Origin of the sequence: Dermacoccus sp. UBA1591, assembly GCF_002322065.1 — a bacterium.
GTDB classification, from domain to species: domain Bacteria; phylum Actinomycetota; class Actinomycetes; order Actinomycetales; family Dermatophilaceae; genus Dermacoccus; species Dermacoccus nishinomiyaensis.
The window spans coordinates 1-20,842 of sequence record NZ_DCNR01000041.1; the positions used below are offsets into that span (position 1 = coordinate 1).

Annotated in this window: 22 protein-coding genes; 19 read left to right on the forward strand and 3 right to left on the reverse strand. The window is 69.1% G+C overall.

The annotated features are described in order from the left end of the window. A partial coding sequence (locus tag B2284_RS04280; RefSeq protein WP_286697240.1) for a glycogen debranching protein occupies positions 1-1,385 on the reverse strand: 1,385 nt, incomplete at its 3' end. 33 nt (positions 1,386-1,418) lie between these two features. On the opposite strand from B2284_RS04280, the gene B2284_RS04285 reads away from it, so the two are divergent. The 7 genes from B2284_RS04285 (at position 1,419) to B2284_RS04315 (ending at position 6,986) form a co-directional block, all read left to right on the forward strand. Continuing rightward, a complete protein-coding gene (locus B2284_RS04285) occupies positions 1,419-1,964 on the forward strand; it encodes a T3SS (YopN, CesT) and YbjN peptide-binding chaperone 1 (protein WP_170957204.1) in 546 nt (181 codons plus the stop codon). A gap of 3 nt (positions 1,965-1,967) precedes the next feature. After that, a complete protein-coding gene (locus tag B2284_RS04290; protein ID WP_006946011.1) occupies positions 1,968-2,765 on the forward strand; it encodes an enoyl-CoA hydratase/isomerase family protein in 798 nt (265 codons plus the stop codon). 2 nt (positions 2,766-2,767) lie between these two features. Further along, positions 2,768-3,295 carry a hypothetical protein gene (locus B2284_RS04295; RefSeq protein ID WP_006945992.1) on the forward strand — a complete coding sequence of 176 codons (528 nt, stop codon included), beginning with the start codon at positions 2,768-2,770 and terminating at the stop codon, positions 3,293-3,295. 105 nt (positions 3,296-3,400) lie between these two features. After that, positions 3,401-4,180 (forward strand): electron transfer flavoprotein subunit beta/FixA family protein, encoded by a 780-nt coding sequence (locus tag B2284_RS04300; protein ID WP_062257725.1) that lies wholly within the window; start codon positions 3,401-3,403, stop codon positions 4,178-4,180. A gap of 37 nt (positions 4,181-4,217) precedes the next feature. After that, positions 4,218-5,174, forward strand: a complete 957-nt coding sequence (locus tag B2284_RS04305; protein ID WP_062257723.1) for an electron transfer flavoprotein subunit alpha/FixB family protein — start codon at positions 4,218-4,220, stop codon at positions 5,172-5,174. Between the two features lie 592 nt (positions 5,175-5,766). Beyond that, entirely contained in the window at positions 5,767-6,621 is an 855-nt protein-coding gene (locus B2284_RS04310; protein WP_136788451.1) for an MFS transporter, read from the forward strand. Positions 6,622-6,629: 8 nt separating this feature from the next. Next, positions 6,630-6,986: a hypothetical protein gene (locus tag B2284_RS04315; protein ID WP_083803249.1), complete on the forward strand. Its 357-nt coding sequence runs from the start codon at positions 6,630-6,632 to the stop codon at positions 6,984-6,986. Between the two features lie 13 nt (positions 6,987-6,999). Here the strand turns inward: B2284_RS04315 and B2284_RS04320 are convergent, their stop codons facing one another. Continuing rightward, the gene (locus tag B2284_RS04320) at positions 7,000-7,800 is read right to left on the reverse strand and encodes a GNAT family N-acetyltransferase (protein WP_286697241.1); all 801 of its coding nucleotides are present in this window, start codon (positions 7,798-7,800) and stop codon (positions 7,000-7,002) included. A 406-nt stretch (positions 7,801-8,206) separates the two neighbouring features. Here B2284_RS04320 and B2284_RS04325 point away from each other — a divergent pair, with 406 nt between their 5' ends. From B2284_RS04325 to B2284_RS04370, 10 genes are all read left to right on the forward strand, one after another. After that, positions 8,207-9,349 carry a cysteine desulfurase family protein gene (locus B2284_RS04325; protein ID WP_239303533.1) on the forward strand — a complete coding sequence of 381 codons (1,143 nt, stop codon included), beginning with the start codon at positions 8,207-8,209 and terminating at the stop codon, positions 9,347-9,349. Further along, positions 9,349-10,506: a tRNA 2-thiouridine(34) synthase MnmA gene (gene mnmA, locus B2284_RS04330; RefSeq protein ID WP_136788485.1), complete on the forward strand. Its 1,158-nt coding sequence runs from the start codon at positions 9,349-9,351 to the stop codon at positions 10,504-10,506. Before B2284_RS04325 ends, mnmA begins: the two co-directional genes overlap by 1 nt. Positions 10,507-10,509: 3 nt before the next feature. Then, a complete protein-coding gene (locus tag B2284_RS04335) occupies positions 10,510-11,538 on the forward strand; it encodes a uroporphyrinogen decarboxylase/cobalamine-independent methonine synthase family protein (protein ID WP_136788453.1) in 1,029 nt (342 codons plus the stop codon). A 127-nt stretch (positions 11,539-11,665) separates the two neighbouring features. Beyond that, the gene (gene ligA / locus B2284_RS04340) at positions 11,666-13,987 is read left to right on the forward strand and encodes an NAD-dependent DNA ligase LigA (protein ID WP_240742499.1); all 2,322 of its coding nucleotides are present in this window, start codon (positions 11,666-11,668) and stop codon (positions 13,985-13,987) included. After that, on the forward strand, positions 13,980-14,216 hold the full coding sequence (locus B2284_RS04345; protein WP_006945997.1) for a glutaredoxin domain-containing protein: 237 nt from the start codon (positions 13,980-13,982) through the stop codon (positions 14,214-14,216). The genes ligA and B2284_RS04345 overlap by 8 nt, the downstream gene beginning before the upstream one ends. 47 nt (positions 14,217-14,263) lie before the next feature. Continuing rightward, positions 14,264-14,560 carry an Asp-tRNA(Asn)/Glu-tRNA(Gln) amidotransferase subunit GatC gene (gatC, locus tag B2284_RS04350; RefSeq protein WP_006946031.1) on the forward strand — a complete coding sequence of 99 codons (297 nt, stop codon included), beginning with the start codon at positions 14,264-14,266 and terminating at the stop codon, positions 14,558-14,560. Between the two features lie 3 nt (positions 14,561-14,563). Beyond that, entirely contained in the window at positions 14,564-16,114 is a 1,551-nt protein-coding gene (gene gatA, locus B2284_RS04355; RefSeq protein ID WP_074046178.1) for an Asp-tRNA(Asn)/Glu-tRNA(Gln) amidotransferase subunit GatA, read from the forward strand. Next, on the forward strand, positions 16,114-17,625 hold the full coding sequence (gene gatB / locus B2284_RS04360) for an Asp-tRNA(Asn)/Glu-tRNA(Gln) amidotransferase subunit GatB (RefSeq protein WP_074046179.1): 1,512 nt from the start codon (positions 16,114-16,116) through the stop codon (positions 17,623-17,625). The genes gatA and gatB overlap by 1 nt, the downstream gene beginning before the upstream one ends. A 140-nt stretch (positions 17,626-17,765) precedes the next feature. Beyond that, positions 17,766-18,254, forward strand: coding sequence for a class F sortase (locus tag B2284_RS04365; protein WP_286697242.1), 489 nt, complete (start codon positions 17,766-17,768; stop codon positions 18,252-18,254). A gap of 158 nt (positions 18,255-18,412) precedes the next feature. Next, on the forward strand, positions 18,413-19,096 hold the full coding sequence (locus B2284_RS04370; RefSeq protein WP_074046181.1) for a hypothetical protein: 684 nt from the start codon (positions 18,413-18,415) through the stop codon (positions 19,094-19,096). A gap of 70 nt (positions 19,097-19,166) precedes the next feature. On the opposite strand, the gene B2284_RS04375 is transcribed toward B2284_RS04370, so the two are convergent. Then, positions 19,167-19,367, reverse strand: a complete 201-nt coding sequence (locus B2284_RS04375) for a hypothetical protein (RefSeq protein WP_050786539.1) — start codon at positions 19,365-19,367, stop codon at positions 19,167-19,169. A 178-nt stretch (positions 19,368-19,545) separates the two neighbouring features. Here B2284_RS04375 and B2284_RS04380 point away from each other — a divergent pair, with 178 nt between their 5' ends. Further along, entirely contained in the window at positions 19,546-19,962 is a 417-nt protein-coding gene (locus B2284_RS04380) for a class F sortase (protein WP_255569627.1), read from the forward strand. Between the two features lie 161 nt (positions 19,963-20,123). Continuing rightward, on the forward strand, positions 20,124-20,648 hold the full coding sequence (locus tag B2284_RS04385) for a SixA phosphatase family protein (RefSeq protein WP_074046182.1): 525 nt from the start codon (positions 20,124-20,126) through the stop codon (positions 20,646-20,648). The last annotated feature ends 194 nt before the right edge of the window (positions 20,649-20,842 follow it).

Below are 20,842 nucleotides of genomic sequence, written 5' to 3' on the forward strand. Positions count from 1 at the left end.
GGGCCGCCGACCAGGTCCTGCGACCCGGTCAAACGCGTCGCGAGATCCGCCACCCCGCCGCCGGGGTGCTGCCCGCCGCCACCGTCGCCTCGTGATGCCGCCGCAAGGTCGGCGAGCCAGAAGTCACGCACCGTGTTGCGGAACCGGTCGTTCCACTCGGCGAAGCCGGCGGGAAACTGCCCTGTTCGCCACCCGTGGAGGCCGATGTCCCACGGCTCGGCGATCAGCGTCACCTGCGACAGCACCGGGTCTGCCTGCATCGCCATGAGCAGAGCCGCCCGCGGGTCGAAGTCATCACCGGGCGCCCGCCCGAGCGCGACGGCGAGGTCGAAGCGAAAACCGTCAACGTGATACTCGCTCACCCAGTGCCTCAGGGAATCGAGCACGAGGCGCATGACGGCGGGTTCGCGCACGTCGAGGGTGTTGCCGCAGCCGGTCACGTCGATGTCCTCGCCGTGCTCGCCGAGACGGTAGGCGGTCGCATTGTCGAGCCCGCGCAGCGACAACATCGCGCCCTCGTGGCCGCCCTGCTCGCACGTGTGGTTGTAGACGACGTCGAGGATGACCTCGAGCCCCGCCGCGTGCAGCGACCTCACCATCGACTTGACCTCGTCGACGACCCCCTGCGCATCACTCGCATGGGCATACGCCGCGTGCGGCGCGAAGAAACCGAGCGTGTTGTAACCCCAGTAGTTGCTCAGCCCGAGCTTCACCAGGTGCGGTTCGTCGACGAACGCATGCACCGGCAGCAGTTCGACGCTCGTCACGCCGAGATCGCGCAGGTACGTCGTCATCGACGCGTGCGCGAGCCCCGCGTAGGTGCCGCGCAGTTCTTCGGGGACGTCGGGATGCTGCGCCGTCAGACCCTTGACGTGCGCCTCGTAGATGACGCGGTCGGCGTCACGCACCTGGGGGCGGGCGTCGCCGCCCCAGTCGAAATCGTGGCTGACGACGACGCCGCGCGGCACGAACGGCGCGGAATCGCGGTCATCCCGCACCCGGGCGTCGCCCGCGAACGCGTCGTCGACGACGTGCCCGAACACTTCGGGCCGCCACGTCATCTCGGCGCTGACGGCGCCCGCATAGGGGTCGAGCAGCAGCTTCGCGGGGTTGTGACGCAGGCCTGCCGCGGGCGCCCACGCTCCGTGCGCGCGGTACCCGTACGTCGTCCCGGGGCCGGCCGCCGGAACGAACGCCGCCCAATGGCCGCAGTCGAGGCGCGTCATCGAGACGCGCGACTCGCCCGCCGGGGCATCCTGCGTGCCGAACAGGCACAGTTCGACGGCGCTCGCGTGGGCTGCGACGACGCAGAAGATCGCGCCGTCCTGCTCGAGCGTGACGCCCGGACGAGGGGTGCGGACGAAGACTCGTTGCGGGTCGGCCATGCGAACCAGGATAAGAGTCGGTAGGTTGGCCACATGACTGATCCCACAGCTCTGCCCAACTTCGGCCAGCCCGCTCCGACGCCCGGCACGGGCGCCGGCGACACCTCCGGTGCGGCCTCCCTCTCGGACAAGATCGTCGGTATCCTCGGCGGTTTCGGTTTCAACCCGCAGATCGACTCCGACGGCGACATCATGTACTCCGTCGAGGACCAGAACCTCTTCGTGCGCGTCATGGAGGGTGAGATCGCTCTGATCCGCCTGTTCGGTCAGTGGCAGATCACGGACGACATCACGTCCGACCTGACCAAGCGCCTCAACGCGGCCAACGACGTCACCCTCAGCCTCAACATCGTCAAGGTCGGCATCGCGCGCGACATGGTCGTCGTCTCCGGTGAGCACCTCGTGACGCCGGATCTCGACCTCGAGATGGTGCTGCCGTCGACGACGCAGATGATCCTGCAGGCGACGCAGCTGTGGCACCAGAGCGCCAGCTCCGACGGCCCGCACGCGGCCGAGGGCGGCGTCCCCGCGTTCGCGCAGCCCGGCGAGGGTGGCGCGCCTGCCGGCGGGCAGGCCTGAGCCATGGCTGAGCAGGTCGCCTACGGCCAGTGGGTCAAGCTGGATGTGACGGACGGTGTCGCCACCATCCGCATCGATCGACCCAAGATGAACCCGCTCGACGCGGAGATCCAGGATTCGCTCGCGCGTGTCGCGGCCGACCTGCTCGACGACGCCGACGTGCGCGCCGCCATCATCACCGGTGGAGACAAGGTGTTCGCGGCTGGCGCCGACATCAAGGAGATGCAGCAGCTCGACTACGTCGACATGGTCGAACGTGGCACGAAGCTGCAGAACGCGTTCCGCGCGCTCGCCGAGCTGCCGTTCCCGACGGTCGCCGCCATCGAGGGGTACGCCCTCGGCGGTGGCTGCGAACTCGCCATGACGGCGGACTTCCGCATCGCCGCGAACGACGCGACGCTCGGCCAGCCCGAGATTCTGCTCGGCGTCATCCCGGGTGCGGGCGGCACGCAGCGGCTCGCTCGTCTCGTCGGGCCGTCGAAGGCGAAGGACATCGTCTTCTCCGGTCGCTTCGTGAAGGCTGACGAGGCGCTGGAGATCGGTCTCGTCGACGAACTCGTCGAGCCCGGCACGACGTACGAGGCGGCGCTCGCGAAGGTCAAGCCGTTCGTCAACGGCCCGCGCGTCGCCCTGCGAGCCGCGAAGGAGGCCATCAACCGTGGCCTCGACGGCGACCTCGCGACGGGGCTCGCCATCGAGTCGCAGCTGTTCACCGGCCTGTTCGCCACGAAGGACCGCGAGATCGGCATGCGTTCGTTCGTCGAGCAGGGGCCGGGCAAGGCGCAGTTCGAAGGCCGCTGAGCATGATCAAGCAGTGGAAGGTCGAACCCGATTGGCAGGAGCCGTTCCTGGCGGCTCTCGCCGATCGGGGCGCGACCCCCGCGCAGCGTGACGACGCCCTCGGCGACGTCGACGACGCCTGCATCCGCCAGAACAAGACGGCACGCGAGATCTTCGGAGATCCCGTCGCCTACGGAAAGGACTACCCCGTGTCATCGCCCTTGACCGCCCGCGAGGCGGGCCAGGCGCGCACGCGCGCCATCGTGCTGGCCCTGGCCGGGCTCGTCGGCATGTTCTTCGCCCTGCTGGGCTGGACCGGCATGGTGCGCGACGTCGACAAGGTGTGGGGCGCGAACCCCACGATCTGGTTCGTCGTCGGCCTCGTCATCGCGATCGCGGCCGCGATCGTCGACACGCTCCTCGGCCGCAAGGCCGACTTCACACAGGGGGAGACGGGTGCCGCCTCGACTCTCGTCAACCGTCTGCTGCCCTGGATCATCGTCGCGCTGACGTTGATCGGTCTGCTCGTCGTCAAGCTGACGCACGGCTGATTCACTTCCTCACATCCACGATCCGTGCGAGGGCTCGACGCCGACGTTACCGACGGGTAACGTAATCTCGGACGGACAAGCTCCTACGAAAAGGACGGTAGACGCATGAACATCGTCGTCTGTGTCAAGCACGTGCCCGACGCCCAGGGCGAGCGCGGCTTCTCCGAGGACAACACCACCGACCGCGAGAACGTCGACGGCCTCCTGTCGGAGCTCGACGAGTACGCGGTCGAAGAAGCACTCAAGATCGTCGAGTCCGAAGGCGGCGAGGTGACGGCGCTGACCGTCGGCCCCGCCGACGCAGCCGAAGCAGTCAAGAAGGCGCTGCAGATGGGCGCCGATAAGGGCATCCACATCAGCGACGACGCCATCGCCGGCTCCGACGCCCTCGCGACGTCGCTCGTCATCGCCGAGGCCGTCAAGAAGGTCGGCCAGCCCGACATCGTGATGTTCGGTCTCGCCTCGACCGACGGCGGCATGAGTGTCATCCCGGCCATGGTCGCCGAGCGCCTCGGCCTGCCGCAGCTCACGCAGGTCTCGACCCTCGAGGTCTCCGGCGCTCAGGCGACGGGTCGTCGTGACTCCGACGTCGCCTCCGAGACGGTCGTCGCGTCGCTGCCGGCCGTCGTGTCGGTGACCGACCAGATCAACGAGCCGCGCTACCCGTCCTTCAAGGGCATCATGGCGGCCAAGAAGAAGCCGGTCGAGGAGATGAGCCTCGCCGACCTCGGTGTCGACGCCGGCCAGGTCGGTCTCGACGCCGCGGCCACCAAGGTGCTCGACACGACGAAGCGCCCCCCGCGCGAGCAGGGCGAGATCGTCACCGACGAGGGCGACGGCGGCACGAAGCTCGTCGAGTTCCTCTCCGGCGCCAAGCTCATCTGATCGCCACCGACATTTTCTGACTGAGGAGAAACACACCATGGCTGAAGTTCTCGTCCTGGTCGACCACGTCGATGGCCAGGTCCGCAAGGTCACCGCTGAGCTGCTGACGCTTGCGCGCCGCCTCGGCACGCCGTCCGCCGTCTTCGTCGGTTCGAACGTCGACGCCGCCCGCCCGCGTCTCGCGCAGTTCGGCGCCGAGAAGGTCTACGTCATCGACTCCGCCGAGGTCGACGGTCACCCGGCCCCGCTCGCCGAGGCGCTCGCCGCCGTCGTCGAGCAGGCCTCGCCGGCTGCCGTCCTGTTGCCCTCGTCGGGCACGAACAACGAGGCCGCGGCGCGCCTCGCCGTCAAGACCAACTCGGGTCTGACGACGGACGCCGTCAACGTCGAGGCCGGCGACGGTGGTGCGCCGGTGACGACGCAGTCCGTGTTCGCCGGTTCCTGGACGCTCAAGGCACAGGCCACGACGCCGATGTCGATCATCACGGTGAAGCCGAACTCGGCGACGCCGCAGGCGTCGCAGTCGCAGGCTGCTCCGGTCGCCGTCACCGTGTCTGTCTCGGACGCGGCGAAGAGCGCCCAGATCACCGACCGCAAGGAGAAGCAGAAGTCGGGTCGTCCCGAGCTCAGCGAGGCGCGCATCGTCGTCTCCGGTGGTCGCGGCACGAACGGTGACTTCTCGCCCGTCGAGGCGTTCGCCGACTCGCTCGGTGCGGCTGTCGGTGCCTCGCGCGCCGCCGTCGACGCCGGCTGGTACCCGCACACCAACCAGGTCGGCCAGACGGGCAAGCAGGTCTCGCCGCAGCTGTACGTCGCCGCCGGCATCTCCGGTGCCATCCAGCACCGCGCCGGTATGCAGACGTCCAAGACGATCGTCGCCGTCAACAAGGACGAGGAGGCGCCGATCTTCGAGCTCGTCGACTTCGGCGTCGTCGGCGACCTGTTCAACGTGCTGCCGCAGGCCACCGAGGCCGTCGCGAAGGCCAAGAACTGACCTGACGCACCTCTCGCGCGTCGAAGGCGCCCGGCTTCCCAACAGGGAGGCCGGGCGCCTTCGTCATGCCAACCGTTGCCCGCGAGCCGCTTGGTCCGTCCTGGGCCGCCGGTGCGGCATCATCCGGTGGGTTGCTGATCGCTGTTGGGACATGATCCACCTTCGTCGCGGAAGGAGTACTCGCTGGTCGTCGCTGCACCTTCCAGAACGCGAGGCGCCTGATCGTCGACACGTGCGACCACCGGGGGCGTCGAGCGTTGACTCGCCTTGCCGGGGTCTGCCTCGCGCGGGCGCCGCGTAAGTCACGGTCTGGATATGTTCCGAAATCGTCTTTCTCGACCCGTTTACAGTCACAGTCTCGGGTGGCACGCCGGCTTGGCGGGTTTGCTGAGAACTCTCGATGCGTCGAGCGCGCAGGCGTGGCTCGCCGCCAACCGCGCGCAGCTGGGCCGCCGCTTGGATTTGGAAACGTCCTCCCCTGCGCAAACGGCTCGCGGAGTATGGGGGCTGAGCATGGGCCTGGCGCCCTCGACCTGTCGCTGAGAAGACTGTCGATCGATGTCTGCAAAAGTGTCCTCGGGGAAGGCGTTCTATGACGAGTATCAAAGGGCGGTCTGCTTTTTCCCTGTGGTTCGCGGGCGAGACCGTGTCGCAGCTGGGCACGTCTTTGGCGATGCTCGGGTGGACGCTCCTCGCCTACTCCGTGACGCACGACGTCAGGGCCGCGGCGCTGGTGGGTGCATTGCGCACCGCCACTCAGATCGTCACCGTGCTACCGGGCGGGCTGATCTCGGATCGCCTTGACCGTCGCAGCCTGCTCCTCCTCGACGCCGGGGTAGAGGTGCTCCTCTACGGCGTGCTCGCTGCCTTCATCGTCACCGACGTGCTGAGTCTCGGGCTGCTCGCAGCGCTGGCCGTCATCCAAGGCGCGTGCAGTGGGGCACTGGGCTCGGTGCGCCACACCGTTCTGCCTGACCTCGTCGAGGAGGATGAATTAGGAGAGGCCGTCGCGCGCATGCAGACGAGGGACGCGGTGATCGCCACCCTCGGCCCGCCCCTCGGTGGTGTGCTCTACGGCATCGCGCCGGTAGTGCCGTTCATGTCCAACGTGGTGCTCTCGGCCATGGAGTGGGCATTCACGACGCGCTTGCCGCGCCGCCTCGGCACACTCGACCCCGAGCGGCCCACCGAGCCTCTGCGGCCGCGCTGTTCGCAGGGTTCGGGTGGCTGCGGCGTTCGCGCGCGGCCCAGACGCTCCTGCTACTCGGGCTCATCGGGAACTGCGCGGTCATCTCACTCGCCATCGGGCTCAACCTGCACCTGCAGGCAACGGGGCAGGGCGCCTGGCGTGTGGGTGTGGTGGACGGCGTCGCCGGAATCGGCCTCGTGCTGGGCGGGATGCTCGCCCACCGGGTCATGGTACGCTGGCCGGCTCGTGAACTCATAGCAGGAGCCATGCTCACCATGGCGGTGATCGCCAGCGTTCTCGCCGTCACGCATAGTTTCAGGTGGATGGTGGGTCTCGCACTCTTTCTCTTCATGCCCGTGCCCACCGTCGCTGTGGCGGCGCAGCCCTACCTGCTCGGCCTCATTCCGGACGAGCTACGGGGACGCGTGCTGACGGCCGCGGGCCTCGCTTCTCTCGTGTTCAGCTCCAGCGCGCAAGCATTGTCCGGTCTGGTGCTCGACTGGGCAGGCTTCGAGGCGCTCGCCGGGGGTGTGGCCGTCCTGTTGTTGCTCGCGGCAGCCGTCGGGACGTTCTCAGATGCCGTACGCAACATCCCCGCACCCGATGCTGAGAGCGCAGGGTGATATCGGGGCGGCGTCACCAGCCGGGCCAGCCCGCCGGCGTGAGCCATAGGTGAGCGCCGACGATCTCGCGGCCGACTCGCAACGCGTTGCGCAGTGACGGTGTGTTGTCGGGATGGATGGTGCCCCACAGCACGTCGCCGTCGGCGGCCGGCAGCATCTCGAAGAGATGCTGCATCGCAGCGGGGGCGAGCTTCTGGCCGCGGTGCGGCGCGTCGATGACGTTCTCGGCGACGGTGAATCCCGTCATGCCATGGGCGTTCCAGCGAAAGGCGGCGATGATCCCGACGAGTCGGCCGGCGAGGTGGATGCCGAAGAGCGTTCCCGCCGCGGCGTGTTCGTCGAATTCCTCCGGGGTCTGGGGCGTGGACCACAGACGCGTCTCGGGGTTCTGCTCCGCCAGATCGTCGTGGACCCGCTCCGCGAGCCGCGACGCGCCCGATGCCGAGATGGGCGCGAGGGTCACGTCGTCAAACCTCGTGCTCCGAGGACGCTCTCGCAACTCGCGAATGAGACCGGCCACGAGGTAGGTGTCCACCTCTGTCTGAGACCCGAAGGCTTCAAGGGAAACGCGCGCCGAGTCCGGTGACGACGTGAAGACCTGGAGCCTCCCGGGCGCGAACGGGGCGTAGGCCCGCGCGATCTCGTCGGCCATGGCGTGCCAGTGATCGCCCGGCGACGCGTCGCCGGCGTCGTGCGCCGCGATCTCCACGAACGGCTTGGTGAGGTCGCGACCTCGAAACCGGATCCCGGTGACGGCCCAGCCACCGCAGGGCAGGGTGAGGAGGCGATTGGCCCAGTCGAGGGCATCGGGCACGTCGATGTCGGCGACGCCGTCGCGGTAGGCGGCGCCGAACTCCTCGTCGCCGACCCACTCGGCACCTTCGGCGAGGTGGGCCCGCATGTTCGTGGCCAGCGTCGGTTCGTCGTACCAGTCGCGCAATCGGGGGTGGAGGTCGCGCAGGGCGACGGTCGTCATGGCGTCGTGGAGGCTGGTTGAGGATTCAGGTGGGATGGTCATCGCCGTCAGTGTGACCCGTGAGGTCCGCCGCATGCATCCGAATTTCCAGGGACCACACCGGGCCTGCGCGCCAGGCGCTCACCGGGCCCATCGGGCGCGACATGGCGCTTTCGGCGGGCGGGACTAAGCTTGGCGGGTGCCGAATCGCGTGTATCTCGACCATGCTGCCACCTCGCCGATCCACCCCGAGGTGATCGACGCGATGGCGAAACAGATGGCAATCGTGGGCAATGCGTCCAGCCTGCACACCAGTGGCCGCAATGCGCGCGGCGTCGTCGAGGAGTCGCGCGAGCGGATCGCCGCGGCTCTGGGGGCGCGTCCGTCGGAGGTCATCTTCACCTCCGGCGGCACCGAGAGCGACAACATGGCGATCAAGGGCACCTACCGCGCGTCGCGCCGCATCGATGACGCGCGGCGCCGCCTCGTCGTCAGTGGCATCGAGCACCACGCCGTCCTCGACGCCGTCGAGGCGCTCGTCGCGCACGAGGGCGCGGCCGTCACGTGGGTCGAACCCACGAGTGACGGTGTCATCACGGCAGCAGCCGTCCGTGCCGCGATCGAGGCTGACGGTGGGCCGCGGACCGTCGCGCTCGTCAGCGTCATGTGGGCGAACAACGAGGTCGGCACCGTGCAGCCCATCGCCGAGATCGGTGCCGTCTGCGCCGAGTTCGCGATCCCGTTCCACACCGACGCGGTGCAGGCGATCGGCCACGTCGACGTCGACTTCGCCGCATCGAACACGACGATGCTCGCGCTCACCGGCCACAAGCTCGGCGGGCCGCAGGGCGTCGGAGCGCTGCTGCTCGCCCGCGACGCGAAGCTCGACCCGCTGACCCACGGCGGCGGCCAGGAGCGTCAGGTGCGCAGCGGAACGCTCGACGTCGCCGGCATCCGGGGCTTGGCCGTCGCCGTCGAACTCGCGTGTGCCGCACGCGAAGATGAGGCCGCGCGTCTCGTCGGCCTGCGTGACGCCCTCATCGACGGCGCCCTCGCGCTCGACCTCGGTATCGAGATCAGCGGCGCCTGGACGCGCGGCGACGGCACGTCACGGCTCCCCGGCAACGCCCACCTGCGTGTTCCCGGTTGTGACGGCGACTCGATGCTCTACCTGCTCGACGCCGCGGGCGTCGAGTGCTCGACGGGCTCGGCGTGCCAGGCTGGCGTGCCGCGTCCCAGCCACGTCCTGCTCGCCATGGGCATCCCCGAGGAACGAGCGCGCGGCGCATTGCGCCTCACCCTCGGGCATACCTCGACGCAGGCCGACGTTGACGCCTTTCTGGAGGCGCTGCCCGCCGTCGCCGAACGCGCCCGCAGAGCCCAGGAAGCTACCAGGAAGGTGTCGTGATGCGCGTCGTCGCCGCGATGAGCGGTGGAGTCGATTCCGCCGTGGCCGCCTCGCGCATGCTCGAGGCGGGCCACGACGTCGTCGGGGTCCACCTCGCGTTGTCCCAGTCCGCTGGCACGCTGCGCGAGAGCGCTCGCGGCTGCTGCACGATCGAGGACGCCGGTGACGCGCGCCGCGTCGCTGATCGCCTCGGCATCCCGTTCTACGTGTGGGACATGGCCGAGCGGTTCAAGGCCGATGTCGTCGAGGATTTCGTCGCCGAGTACGAAGCCGGACGTACCCCCAACCCGTGTCTGCGCTGCAACGAGAAGATCAAGTTCGCGGCGCTGCTCGACAAGGCGCTCGCGCTCGGTTTCGACGCCGTCGCGACCGGTCACTACGCGCAGATCGTCGAGGGCCCGAACGGCAAGGAGCTGCATCGGGCCGTCGACATGGCGAAGGACCAGTCGTACGTCCTCGGGGTGCTCGACGCCGAGCAGCTCGCGCACTCGTTCTTCCCGCTCGGCGACACGACGAAGCCGCAGATTCGTGAGGAGGCCGCGGACAAGGGCTTCTACGTGGCGAACAAGCCCGACAGCCACGACATCTGCTTCATCGCCGACGGCGACACCAAGGCGTGGCTGACGAAGCGGCTCGGTGAGAAGCCCGGCGACATCGTCGACACCGACGGTGAGGTCGTCGGCCGGCACGAGGGCGCGTACGCGTACACCGTCGGTCAGCGTCGCGGGCTCGGGCTCAAGGTGCCGCGCGACGACCACGCGAAGCGGTACGTCGTCGACGTCCAGCCTAAGACGAACACCGTCGTCGTCGGAACGGCCGATCTGCTCGGCGTCGACGTCATCGAAGGCTCGCACGCCCGCTGGCCCGGCCCGACGCCCGTCGGTGAGGTGCGGCTCGGCGCGCAGCTTCGGGCGCACGGCGAGGAGTTTCCTGCGACCGTGACCGCTGACGGTGACCGCGTCGTCGTGCGGCTCGACGCGCGCACACGCGGCGTGGCGCCGGGGCAGTCGGTCGTGCTGTACGAGGGCACGCGCGTCGTCGGGTCAGCGACGATCACCGCTACGTCACGTGCGCCGCGTCAGTCGAGTTCTGTTGTCACGGTGGGCGATTCGACGACAAGGTCTGACGGTTCCCCGAGCGTCGGGGCGAGTGAGTAGGCCGTGGCAGATCTTCTCGGGCCTCGCACGAGCGGCGTCGGTTCGCTGCCCGACGTCGGGTCGCGCGATGCCGTGCGGCAGGTGCGCGACCTGCTCGTCGGGGATGTTCCCGACGGCTTCGGCATCCCGTACGTTCCCGAGCAACCGGCGCGTGGGCCGGGCGCCGACATGATCGGCCGAGCTGCCGACCTGCTCGTCGAGATGCCGGTCGACCTGCAGCCCAGTGGCTGGCGCCTCACGCCCCCGGGCTCGGCTCGCGGGCGCGACCTGCGCCGCGCTCAAGGGTTCTTGCAACAGGATCTCGACGAGGTCGCCGAGGCCTACGACGGCTATGTCGGACCGCTCAAGACGCAGGTGTGCGGCCCGTGGACGCTCGCCGCGTCGCTGTGGTTGCCCCGCGGGGAACGCGTCGTCAGCGACGCCGGGGCGTCGCGAGATCTGGCACAGTCGCTGGCCGCGGGCGTCGTCGGCCACGTCGAGCACCTGCGACGTCTCGTGCCCGGCGCCGACGTCGTCGTCCAGCTCGACGAACCGAGCCTGCCCGCCGTGCTCGCCGGCTCGATTCGCTCGCTGTCCGGCATGCGCCGGCTGCCTCCCGTCGACGAGGGGCGGGCCGGTGAGGTTCTGCGCGACGTCGTCGACGCGGTCGGGGCGAGCGGGGCGAGCGTGACGGGGCACTGCTGCGCGCCCGATGCGCCGATCGCGCTCCTGCGTCGCGCGGGCCTCAACGGTGTTGCGCTCGACACGTCGCTCGTCGCCGAGCCCCAGTTCGACGCCCTGGGTGAGGCGATCGACGGCGGGATGACGCTGTGGGCCGGGCTCGTGCCAACCACGTCGACCGAGCGTCACCCGCGCGCCCACGTCGAACGGTTCCTCGCGATGTGGAACCGCATCGGATTCGGGGCTGCGGAGTTCGACCGCCTCGTCGTCACCCCCGCGTGTGGTCTGGCGACGCTGCCGCCCAAGGACGCCCTTCGCATTCAGCGCCTCGCGATCGAAGCGGCCACGATGCTGCGAGAAAGCGTCGGCTGACGTCGTCGACGCATCTGGTGCCATAGCTCGTCCTGGCGACGAGAGCGTCGAACCTGACGCAAGCAGCACACCCGCCTCGCGTGGCCTCAGCCGCGGAATTCCGGGGTTGTCGTGCCGGTGGTGCAGGATGGGGCACGTGAGCGAGACGACGCCCAGGAAGGGCCGCCAGGCGAAGGCGGACACGCTGCGCACCGACGTACCCGACGCGGTGCGCCACCGCGCTGCGGAACTGACCGAGCAGATCGACGGCCACCAGTTCGCGTACTACGTGAAGGATGCGCCGACGATCAGCGACGGCGAGTACGACGAGTTGTTGCGCGAACTGCAGGGCATCGAGGAGAGCTACCCCGAGCTGCGTTCGCCGGAGTCGCCGACGCAGCGAGTCGGGGGCACGTACTCGACGGAGTTCACGGCCGTCGACCACGTCGAGCGCATGCTGAGCCTCGACAACGCGTTCAGCCCGGAGGAACTCGCGGAATGGGGCGAGCGCGTCGTGCGCGAGGCCAACACGAGCTTCCACTACCTGTGCGAGCTGAAGATCGACGGGCTCGCCATCAACCTGCTCTACGAGAACGGCAAGCTCGTGCGCGGCGTGACGCGTGGCGACGGGCGCACAGGAGAGGACGTCACGCTCAACGTCCGCACGATCCAGGGCATCCCGCTCGAACTGCACGGCGACGACCTACCTCAGCTCGTCGAGATCCGCGGTGAGGTGTTCTTCCCGGTCAAGGAGTTCGAGGCGCTCAACGCCTCGCTCGTCGAAGAAGGCAAGTCGCCGTTCGCCAACCCGCGCAACGCGGCGGCGGGCTCGCTGCGACAGAAGGACCCGGCCAAGACGGCCAAGCGGCCGCTGCGGATGCTGGTCCACGGCATCGGTGCGCGCACCGGATTCGACATCAGCCGCCAGAGCGAGGCCTATGAACTGCTCGCCGACTGGGGGCTGCCGACATCGCCGTACGCCACAGTCCTCGACACGATGGACGAGGTGCAGAAGTTCGTCGCCCACTACGGGGAGCACCGGCACTCCGTCACGCACGAGATCGACGGCGTCGTCGTCAAGGTCGACGAGATCGCGGTGCAGCGCGCCCTCGGCGCGACGTCACGCGCGCCCCGCTGGGCCATCGCCTACAAGTACCCGCCCGAAGAGGTCAACACGAAGCTGCTCGACATCGAGGTCAACGTCGGACGCACCGGCCGCGTCACTCCGTTCGGCATGATGCAGCCCGTCAAGGTCGCCGGCTCGACGGTGTCGATGGCGACGCTGCACAACGCGTTCGAGGTCAAGCGCAAGGGCGTGCTGATCGGCGACACCGTCGTGCTGCGCAAGGCGGGCGACGTCATCCCAGAAATCGTCGGGCCCGTCGTCGAGGCGCGCACGGGCGACGAGCGGGAGTTCGTCATGCCGACGCACTGCCCGGCGTGCGGCACCGAGCTCGCCTACGAACGTGAGGGCAACAAGGACATCCGCTGCCCGAACGGCCGCACCTGCCCCTCCCAATTGCGTGAACGCCTGTTCTCCCTCGCGAGCCGTGGCGCCTTCGACATCGAGGCCCTCGGCTGGGAGGGCGCCATCTCGCTGCTCGAATCGGGGGTGTTGACGGACGAATCCACCCTGTTCGACCTCACCTACGACGACCTCGCCCGGGTGCCCCTCTACACGCGCGTCGCGAAGAAGAGCGACCCGGAGGCCAAGGTGCGCGACGGACGCATCGTCTCGGCGACGGGGGAGAAACTGCTCGCCAACCTCGAAGTCGCCAAGACGCAACCGCTGTGGCGCGTCATCGTCGCCCTGTCGATCCGACACGTCGGCCCGACGGCGGCGCGCGCGCTCGCGACCCAGTTCGGTTCGATCGACGCAATCCGTGACGCCGACGAGGCGACGCTCGCCGCGACCGACGGCGTCGGCGCCGTCATCGCCCATTCGATCAAGGAGTGGTTCGCCGTCGACTGGCACGAGAACATCGTCGCCGGGTGGGCCGCGAGCGGCGTGCGGATGGAGGACGAACGCGACGAGTCGATCGAGCAGACCCTCGCTGGCCTGACGATCGTCGCGACCGGCTCGCTCGAGAACTTCACGCGCGACGGCGTCAAGGAGGCGATCATCGCGCGCGGTGGCAAAGCGTCGGGCAGCGTGAGCAAGAAGACCGACTACGTCGTGCTCGGCGAGAACGCGGGGTCGAAGGCGACGAAGGCCGAGGAGCTGGGTCTGCGCATCCTCGACGAGGCCCAGTTCACGCGCCTGCTCGAGGGCGGCGCGGCCGCTCTCGGTGACGGAGTGGGCGACGACGAAGGCGCAACGGGTGACGAAGGGTCCGAGCTTGCCGTCGACGACGCGCTCGAAGAAGCTCACGCTCCGGTCGATCCGGAGCCCGCCGCCACGGACGATGAAACCACGGACGGTGAAACCGCACCGGCCGACACCACGACGAAGGAACCTGACGATGAGTGATGTGACGATCTACTGGCGGCCGGGTTGCCCGTTCTGCACCCGCCTCGAGCGCGCGCTGGGGGCCGACGGCACGCGCGCGACGTGGCGCAACATCTGGGAGGACGAGGAGGCTCGCGAGTTCGTCGCGATGGTCAATGACGGCAACGAGGTCGTGCCCACCGTCGTCATCGACGGCCGTCCCCACACCAACCCCGACCCGGCCCTGGTCAAGAAGGCGCTCGTGGGCTGAGTGCCCACCCGAGCACGCCGATCCACACACCACATAGGATGACGCCCATGTCTTCTCTCTCCCGCGATGAGGTGGCGCACGTCGCCGGCCTGGCCCGCATCCAGCTCTCGGACGACGAACTGGAGACGTTCGCCGGCCAGCTCGACTCGATCGTCGGCTTCGTGGCCAGCGTCAGCGAGGTCGCGGCCGATGACATCCCGCCGATGTCGCACCCGCTGCCCCTGACGAACGTGACGCGTGCTGACGAGGTGCGAGCGTCGTTGAGCGCCGAGGAGGCGCTCGCGATGGCCCCGGCGAGCGAGCAGCAGCGCTTCGCGGTGCCGCGCATCCTCAGCGAGGACTGATCCATGAGTGCTGACACGACCGACGAGACGAGCAAGGGTTCGACCGTGACCGACATCATCCGCCTCAGCGCCGCCGAGATGGCGAGCAAGCTCGCCGACGGCAGCCTCACCTCCGTCGAGCTGACGCAGGCCCACCTCGACCGCATCGCGGCGGTCGACGGTGACGTCCACGCCTTCCTCCACGTCAACGCCGAGGAGGCGCTCGCCACGGCCGCGCAGGTCGACGCCGACCGCGCCGCCGGCAAGACGCTGCACCCCCTCGCCGGTGTCCCCGTCGCCGTCAAGGACGTCGTGACGACGAAGGGCCAGCCGACGACGGCCGGTTCGAAGATGCTCGAGGGCTGGATCCCGCCGTACGACGCGACGATCGTCACGAAGCTGCGCGCTGCCGGCATGCCGATCCTCGGCAAGACGAACATGGACGAGTTCGCGATGGGTTCCTCGACCGAGCACAGCGCCTACGGTCCGACGCACAACCCGTGGGATCTCGAGCGCATCCCGGGCGGCTCCGGTGGCGGTTCGGCCGCCGCCGTCGCGGCTTTCGAGGCGCCCCTTGCGGTCGGCACCGACACGGGCGGCTCGATCCGTCAGCCCGCGTCCGTCACCGGCACCGTCGGCACGAAGCCGACGTACGGCGGCATCAGCCGTTACGGCCTCATCGCCATGGCGAGCTCGCTCGACCAGGCCGGCCCGTGCACCCGTTCCGTCCTCGACGCCGCGCTGCTGCACGACGTCATGGGCGGGCACGACGGGATGGACTCGACGTCGATCGACGCCCCCGTCCCGCCCGTCGTCGAGGCGGCGAAGCGCGGCGACGTCTCCGGCATGAAGATCGGCATCATCGAGCAGCTCGACGGTGAGGGCTACCAGAGCGGTGTCAAGGCGCGCTTCGACGAGGCCGTTACGGCCCTCGTCGACGCCGGCGCCGAGGTCGTGACCGTCTCGTGCCCGAGCTTCGAACAGGCGCTCGCCGCCTACTACCTCGTCATGCCGTCGGAGGTCAGCTCCAACCTCGCGAAGTTCGACGCCATGCGCTACGGCCTGCGCGTCTCGCCCGAGGGCGTCGAGGCTCCGTCGGCCGAGCAGGTCATGGCCGCCAGCCGTGACGCGGGCTTCGGCAGCGAGGTGAAGCGACGCATCATCCTCGGTACGTATGCCCTCTCGAGCGGTTACTACGACGCCTACTACGGCCAGGCGCAGAAGGTGCGCACGCTCATCGCACGCGACTTCGCCAAGGCGTTCGAGACGGCCGACGTCCTCGTCAGCCCGACGTGCCCGACGACGGCGTTCAAGCTCGGCGAGAAGCTCGAGGACCCGATGGCGATGTACCTCAACGACGTCGCGACGATCCCCGCCAACCTCGCCGGTCTGCCCGGCATGTCGCTGCCCGCCGGTCTGTCGGACGACGGGCTTCCCGTCGGCTTCCAGATCCTCGCACCCGCGACGAAGGACGAGCGCATGTACGAGGTCGGGGCCGCGCTGGAGAAGGCACTCGAGAAGACCTGGGGCGGGCCGCTGCTCGCGAAGGCTCCGGCACTGAAGGAGAACAACTGATGGACGCCGTCCTCGACTACGACGAGGCCCTCGCGACGTACGACCCCGTCATGGGGTTCGAGGTGCACGTCGAGCTGAACACGAACACGAAGATGTTCTGCGGCTGCGCCACCGAGTTCGGCGCCGAGCCCAACACGCAGACGTGCCCCGTCTGCCTCGGTCTGCCGGGCGCGCTGCCTGTCGTGAACGCCAAGGGCGTCGAGTCGGCCATCCGCATCGGTCTCGCGCTCAACTGCGAGATCGCCGAGTGGTGCCGCTTCGCCCGGAAGAACTACTTCTACCCGGACATGCCGAAGAACTTCCAGACGTCGCAGTACGACGAGCCGATCGCGTTCGACGGCTACCTCGACGTGGAGCTCGAGGACGGCACCCCGTGGCGCGTCGAGATCGAGCGCGCGCACATGGAGGAGGACACGGGCAAGTCGCTGCACGTCGGTGGTGCGACCGGTCGCATCCAGGGCGCCGACCACTCGCTGCTCGACTACAACCGCGCGGGCATCCCGCTCATCGAGATCGTGACGAAGCCGCTCGTCGGAGCGGGGGAGCGCGCGCCCGAGATCGCAAAGGCGTACGTCGCCGCGATCCGTGAGCTGATGCGCGCCCTCGACGTCTCCGACGCCCGCATGGAGCAGGGATCGATGCGCTGCGACGCCAACGTCTCGCTCATGCGCAAGGGCGCCGACGCGTTCGGCACCCGCACGGAGACGAAGAACGTCAACTCGTTGCGTTCCGTCGAGCGCGCGGTGCGCTACGAGATCACGCGCCAGGCCGCCATCCTCGACGACGGTGGCTCCATCCTGCAGGAGACGCGCCACTGGCACGAGGACACGGGCGTCACGACCTCCGGGCGCCCGAAGTCGGACGCCGACGACTACCGCTACTTCCCCGAGCCCGACCTCGTCCCCGTCGCGCCGAGCCGCGAATGGGTCGAGGAGCTGCGCGCGACGCTGCCCGAACCGCCCGCGGAGCGCCGCAAGCGTCTGCAGGGCGAGTGGGGTTTCTCCGACCTCGAGATGCGCGACGTCTACAACGCCGGCGCCGTCGAGACGATCGAGGAGACGATCGCTGCCGGCGCGACGCCGGCCGGTGCCCGCAAGTGGTGGACGGGCGAGATCGCCCGCCTGGCCAACAAGGCCGGCCAGCCGTTCGTCGAGTTCGCCGCTGAGCGCAACGTGACGCCGGCGACGATCGCCGAGCTCGACGGACTCGTGACGTCGGGGCGCCTCAACGACTCGATGGCCCGTCAGACGCTCGAAGGCGTGCTCGCCGGCGAGGGCCAGCCGACCCAGGTGGCCGATGCCCGCGGCCTCGAACTCGTGCAGGACGACGGCGCGCTCGAGGCCGCGGTCGCCAAGGTCATCGACGCCAACCCAGACGTCGCGCAGAAGGTGCGTGACGGCAAGGTGCAGGCCGCCGGCGCGCTCATCGGCCAGGTGATGAAAGAGATGAAGGGCCAGGCCGACGCGGCCAAGGCCCGTACGATCATCCTGACCCAGCTCGGACAGGCCTGAGCGCGAGCGGGCATGTGACGGACGAAGGGACGCCCATGGATCGTCGAGGATTTCTGACGGTAGCCGGCGCCGCGCTGTTCGGCGCCACGGCGTGCTCATCGGGTGGCTCGGGCGGCTCGTCGTCGGACCACACCGCTTCAGTGCCCACGACGTCCGTGGCGCCGACCGCGAAGGCGTCGAAGGGCGGCGGCAGCGTGCCGGTGAAGCTGACGATCCCGTCGATCGGTTTCGACCGCAAGCTCACGGGCATGGGTCTCACGGACGACGGCGAGATCTCGCCGCCCCCCGGCGTGACGCAGTGGTACAACGCCACCGTCAGCCCGGGCCAGAACGGCATCTCGGTCATCGCCGGGCACGTCACCTATGACGGCCCCGACGTGTTCGCCAACCTCGAGAAGGTCAAGGTCGGCGACCAGCTCAGCGTCGGGTTCGCCGATGGTTCGTCGAAGAAGTTCGTCGTGATGCGGGAGAAGTCGGTCGACAAGCAGGCCCTACGCACCGACCAGAGCGTGTGGGGCTCCTCGAGCACACCCAGCCTCGTGCTCATCACGTGCGACGCCGAATCCAAGCTCGTCGGCCAGCACCACCTCAACAACTTCGTCGTGTGGACGAAACCCGTTTCCGGATGATTCATCTGCATTACTGCGCAGTACCACTGACAATCCTCCCAGCCTGTGCTTAGCTGAATCACAGGCGGGGAGGGGTCAGCGTTCACCGCGATCCCTGCGGGGGCCGCGCAGAGCATGACGCACCGCCGAGTCCAAAGGAAATCTCGAAAGGTGCCATCATGAAGAAGTTTGCTGGTCTCGCAGCGGTCGGCGTCGGCGCGCTCGCCTTCGCAGGTGCAGGCGCATCGCAGGCGGCTGAGACGCACATCAGCGGTAACCTGCAGTACACGTCGATGACCTACTGGTGCGACAAGGGCAAGCCGAACTTCGCATTCGGCTACCGCACGCTGAACAAGACGGAGTCGCAGGTCACGTTCACGGCTTCGGGCTTCAAGCCGCTCGTGACGAAGAACGTCTCGCCCTACACGGCGAGCCGTACCGTCTACGCCGTCGGGGGTTACGCAGGCAAGCCGATCACGGTGACGGCACACGCTGCCTCGACCGGTTCCTCCTTCAGCGTCTCGGGTCGCGTTCCGTCGAGCTGTGCCGGCCTGCCCACTGTCCTTCCGGTCACCGACTGGTCCGCCGCAGGCAAGCCCACCGCGCAGCCGGTGCCGACGAAGCCGGCCCCGACGAAGCCGGCTCCGACCAAGCCCGCGCCGACGAAGCCGGCTCCGACCAAGCCCGCGCCGACGAAGCCGGCTCCCACCACGCCGGCCCCGACCACCACGGGTCAGGGCCCGAAGGTCGAGACGGACCGCGTCGTCACGAACCAGAACGACACCACCGCTGCCGCGGCCGGCCTGGGCGCCCTCGCCCTCGCGGGTGGCGGGCTCGTCGTGGCGCGTCGCGCGCGCCGCTGACGAGCGTCTCGCGATGCACGGTGACGCCGGGGTCCTCGACGGATCCCGGCGTCACCGCGTCCAGGGCGACCTAGACTGACGCCATGAAGAACACCTTGGGGAAGTGTGTCGGCGCGGTCTCGGTCGCGCTCTGTCTGAGTGCGTGTGGTAGCGGTGGGGGAAGCTCGGACAAATCCGTCTCCGTCTCAGCATCGTCGACATCGCCGTCGTCCGTCTCGGTCACGTCGTCCAGCTCCGCGCCCTCGCCGTCGGGCACGGCAGCGTCGAGCACGTCGGCCGCGTCGTCGTCGGCTGCCCCGGCCCCTCAGACCAGCGGCCCATCGTCAGCCCGGCGTCCCAGCGGCTCGGCCACGCCGCGTGCGAGCGCATCGAGCGGCGTCTCCAAACCCGGCGGAGGAAGCGGTGGCGCGAGCGTCGCGGTTCCGAGGTCCGCCGCGGTCAACATCTCGATCCCGAGCATCGGGCTCGATCACAGCATCGTGCCCGGCGGGCTCAACGGGGGCGTGCTGAACCCGCCGAGCGGCGTCATCCAGCAGTTCACCGGATACGGGCGTGTGACCCCGGGCAAGCCGGGCATCAGTGTGCTCGCGGGCCACGTCACCTACAACGGGCCCGACGTGTTCTACAAGCTGTCGAGCGCCCCGGTCGGTGGCCGGGTCACGATCTCCTACGCCGACGGCACGCACAAGGACTTCGTCATCACCTCGAAGGCCAGCGTCGACAAGAACGCGCTGCAGAACGACTCGCGCGTGTGGGGCGCGAGCGCCGCCCCGGTCCTCGCACTCGTCACCTGCGACTCCTCGAGCGGCTGGGCCAACGCGCAGCACCACACCAACAACTTCGTCGTCTGGGCGAGCCCCGCCTGAGATCGGTCCGGCACGGACCTCCGACCGAAGGCCGAACGGCCGACGCCGATGCGATCGTCGATGGCCACGCCGAGCGACGATGGCGGCCAGAGCGTCGAGGCCTCATGCGGGCCGCGTGGCCGCGTTTGGCGTGAGGCGTACGCGGCTACGAAGATGAGCAGGTGAGTGAAACCACCCGACGTCTCGTACTCCTTCGTCACGCCACCGCCGAACCGGCCGGCCCTGACGGTGACGAAGCGCGCCACCTCAGTGACGGTGGCGTGAGCGAGGCCCGCGCCGTCGGCCGGTGGCTCAAGAACGAGGGGCGGCTCGGCGATGTCGTCGTGTGCTCGCCGGCGCTGCGCACCCGCGAGACGTGGGCCGCCATCCAGGACGAGACGGGCCATGGCGTCATCATCACGATGGAGCCCGCCGTCTACGAAGCCGACACGCAGGCGCTGCTGGCCGTCGTCCACGAACTCGACGCGACGGCGCCCGAGGCGACGAGCGCGATCGTCGTCGGCCACGCGCCGGGTTTGCCGCAGCTTGCCCATGACCTGTGTGCCGGCGAGGGCGCGGACATCGATGTCGTCACGCGCGGATTCGTGCCGGCCTCGGCTGCCGTGCTCGAGACCACCGGAGCGTGGACCTCGTTCCTGCCCGGCGGCGCGAGCCTCACCACCGCTCGCCCTGGGACGGCGGGCTGACGCCGCCAGCGAACGCCGCCCTTCGCTGACCGCATCGTGAGATGCGCGTCTCACGATGTTGACCCATGAGTAACCCCGCGACAAAACTATGTGACATGGCACAGGTTCTCGTACTCACGCAGCGTGCGTTCTGATCGGTTCGACCGACACGACGCACGCTGATCCCTCATCGCCGCACAGGCTGGGGGATTTTT

What these genes read in the sequence shown, in the direction of transcription:
- B2284_RS04285 (WP_170957204.1), top strand. Translation starts at nt 1,419, where the DNA reads ATGACTGATCCCACAGCTCTGCCCAACTTCGGCCAGCCCGCTCCGACG.
- B2284_RS04290 (WP_006946011.1), top strand. Translation starts at nt 1,968, where the DNA reads ATGGCTGAGCAGGTCGCCTACGGCCAGTGGGTCAAGCTGGATGTGACG.
- B2284_RS04295 (WP_006945992.1), top strand. Translation starts at nt 2,768, where the DNA reads ATGATCAAGCAGTGGAAGGTCGAACCCGATTGGCAGGAGCCGTTCCTG.
- B2284_RS04300 (WP_062257725.1), top strand. Translation starts at nt 3,401, where the DNA reads ATGAACATCGTCGTCTGTGTCAAGCACGTGCCCGACGCCCAGGGCGAG.
- B2284_RS04305 (WP_062257723.1), top strand. Translation starts at nt 4,218, where the DNA reads ATGGCTGAAGTTCTCGTCCTGGTCGACCACGTCGATGGCCAGGTCCGC.
- B2284_RS04310 (WP_136788451.1), top strand. Translation starts at nt 5,767, where the DNA reads ATGACGAGTATCAAAGGGCGGTCTGCTTTTTCCCTGTGGTTCGCGGGC.
- B2284_RS04315 (WP_083803249.1), top strand. Translation starts at nt 6,630, where the DNA reads ATGCTCACCATGGCGGTGATCGCCAGCGTTCTCGCCGTCACGCATAGT.
- B2284_RS04325 (WP_239303533.1), top strand. Translation starts at nt 8,207, where the DNA reads ATGGCGAAACAGATGGCAATCGTGGGCAATGCGTCCAGCCTGCACACC.
- mnmA (WP_136788485.1), top strand. Translation starts at nt 9,349, where the DNA reads ATGCGCGTCGTCGCCGCGATGAGCGGTGGAGTCGATTCCGCCGTGGCC.
- ligA (WP_240742499.1), top strand. Translation starts at nt 11,666, where the DNA reads ATGGGGCACGTGAGCGAGACGACGCCCAGGAAGGGCCGCCAGGCGAAG.
- B2284_RS04345 (WP_006945997.1), top strand. Translation starts at nt 13,980, where the DNA reads ATGAGTGATGTGACGATCTACTGGCGGCCGGGTTGCCCGTTCTGCACC.
- gatC (WP_006946031.1), top strand. Translation starts at nt 14,264, where the DNA reads ATGTCTTCTCTCTCCCGCGATGAGGTGGCGCACGTCGCCGGCCTGGCC.
- gatA (WP_074046178.1), top strand. Translation starts at nt 14,564, where the DNA reads ATGAGTGCTGACACGACCGACGAGACGAGCAAGGGTTCGACCGTGACC.
- gatB (WP_074046179.1), top strand. Translation starts at nt 16,114, where the DNA reads ATGGACGCCGTCCTCGACTACGACGAGGCCCTCGCGACGTACGACCCC.
- B2284_RS04370 (WP_074046181.1), top strand. Translation starts at nt 18,413, where the DNA reads ATGAAGAAGTTTGCTGGTCTCGCAGCGGTCGGCGTCGGCGCGCTCGCC.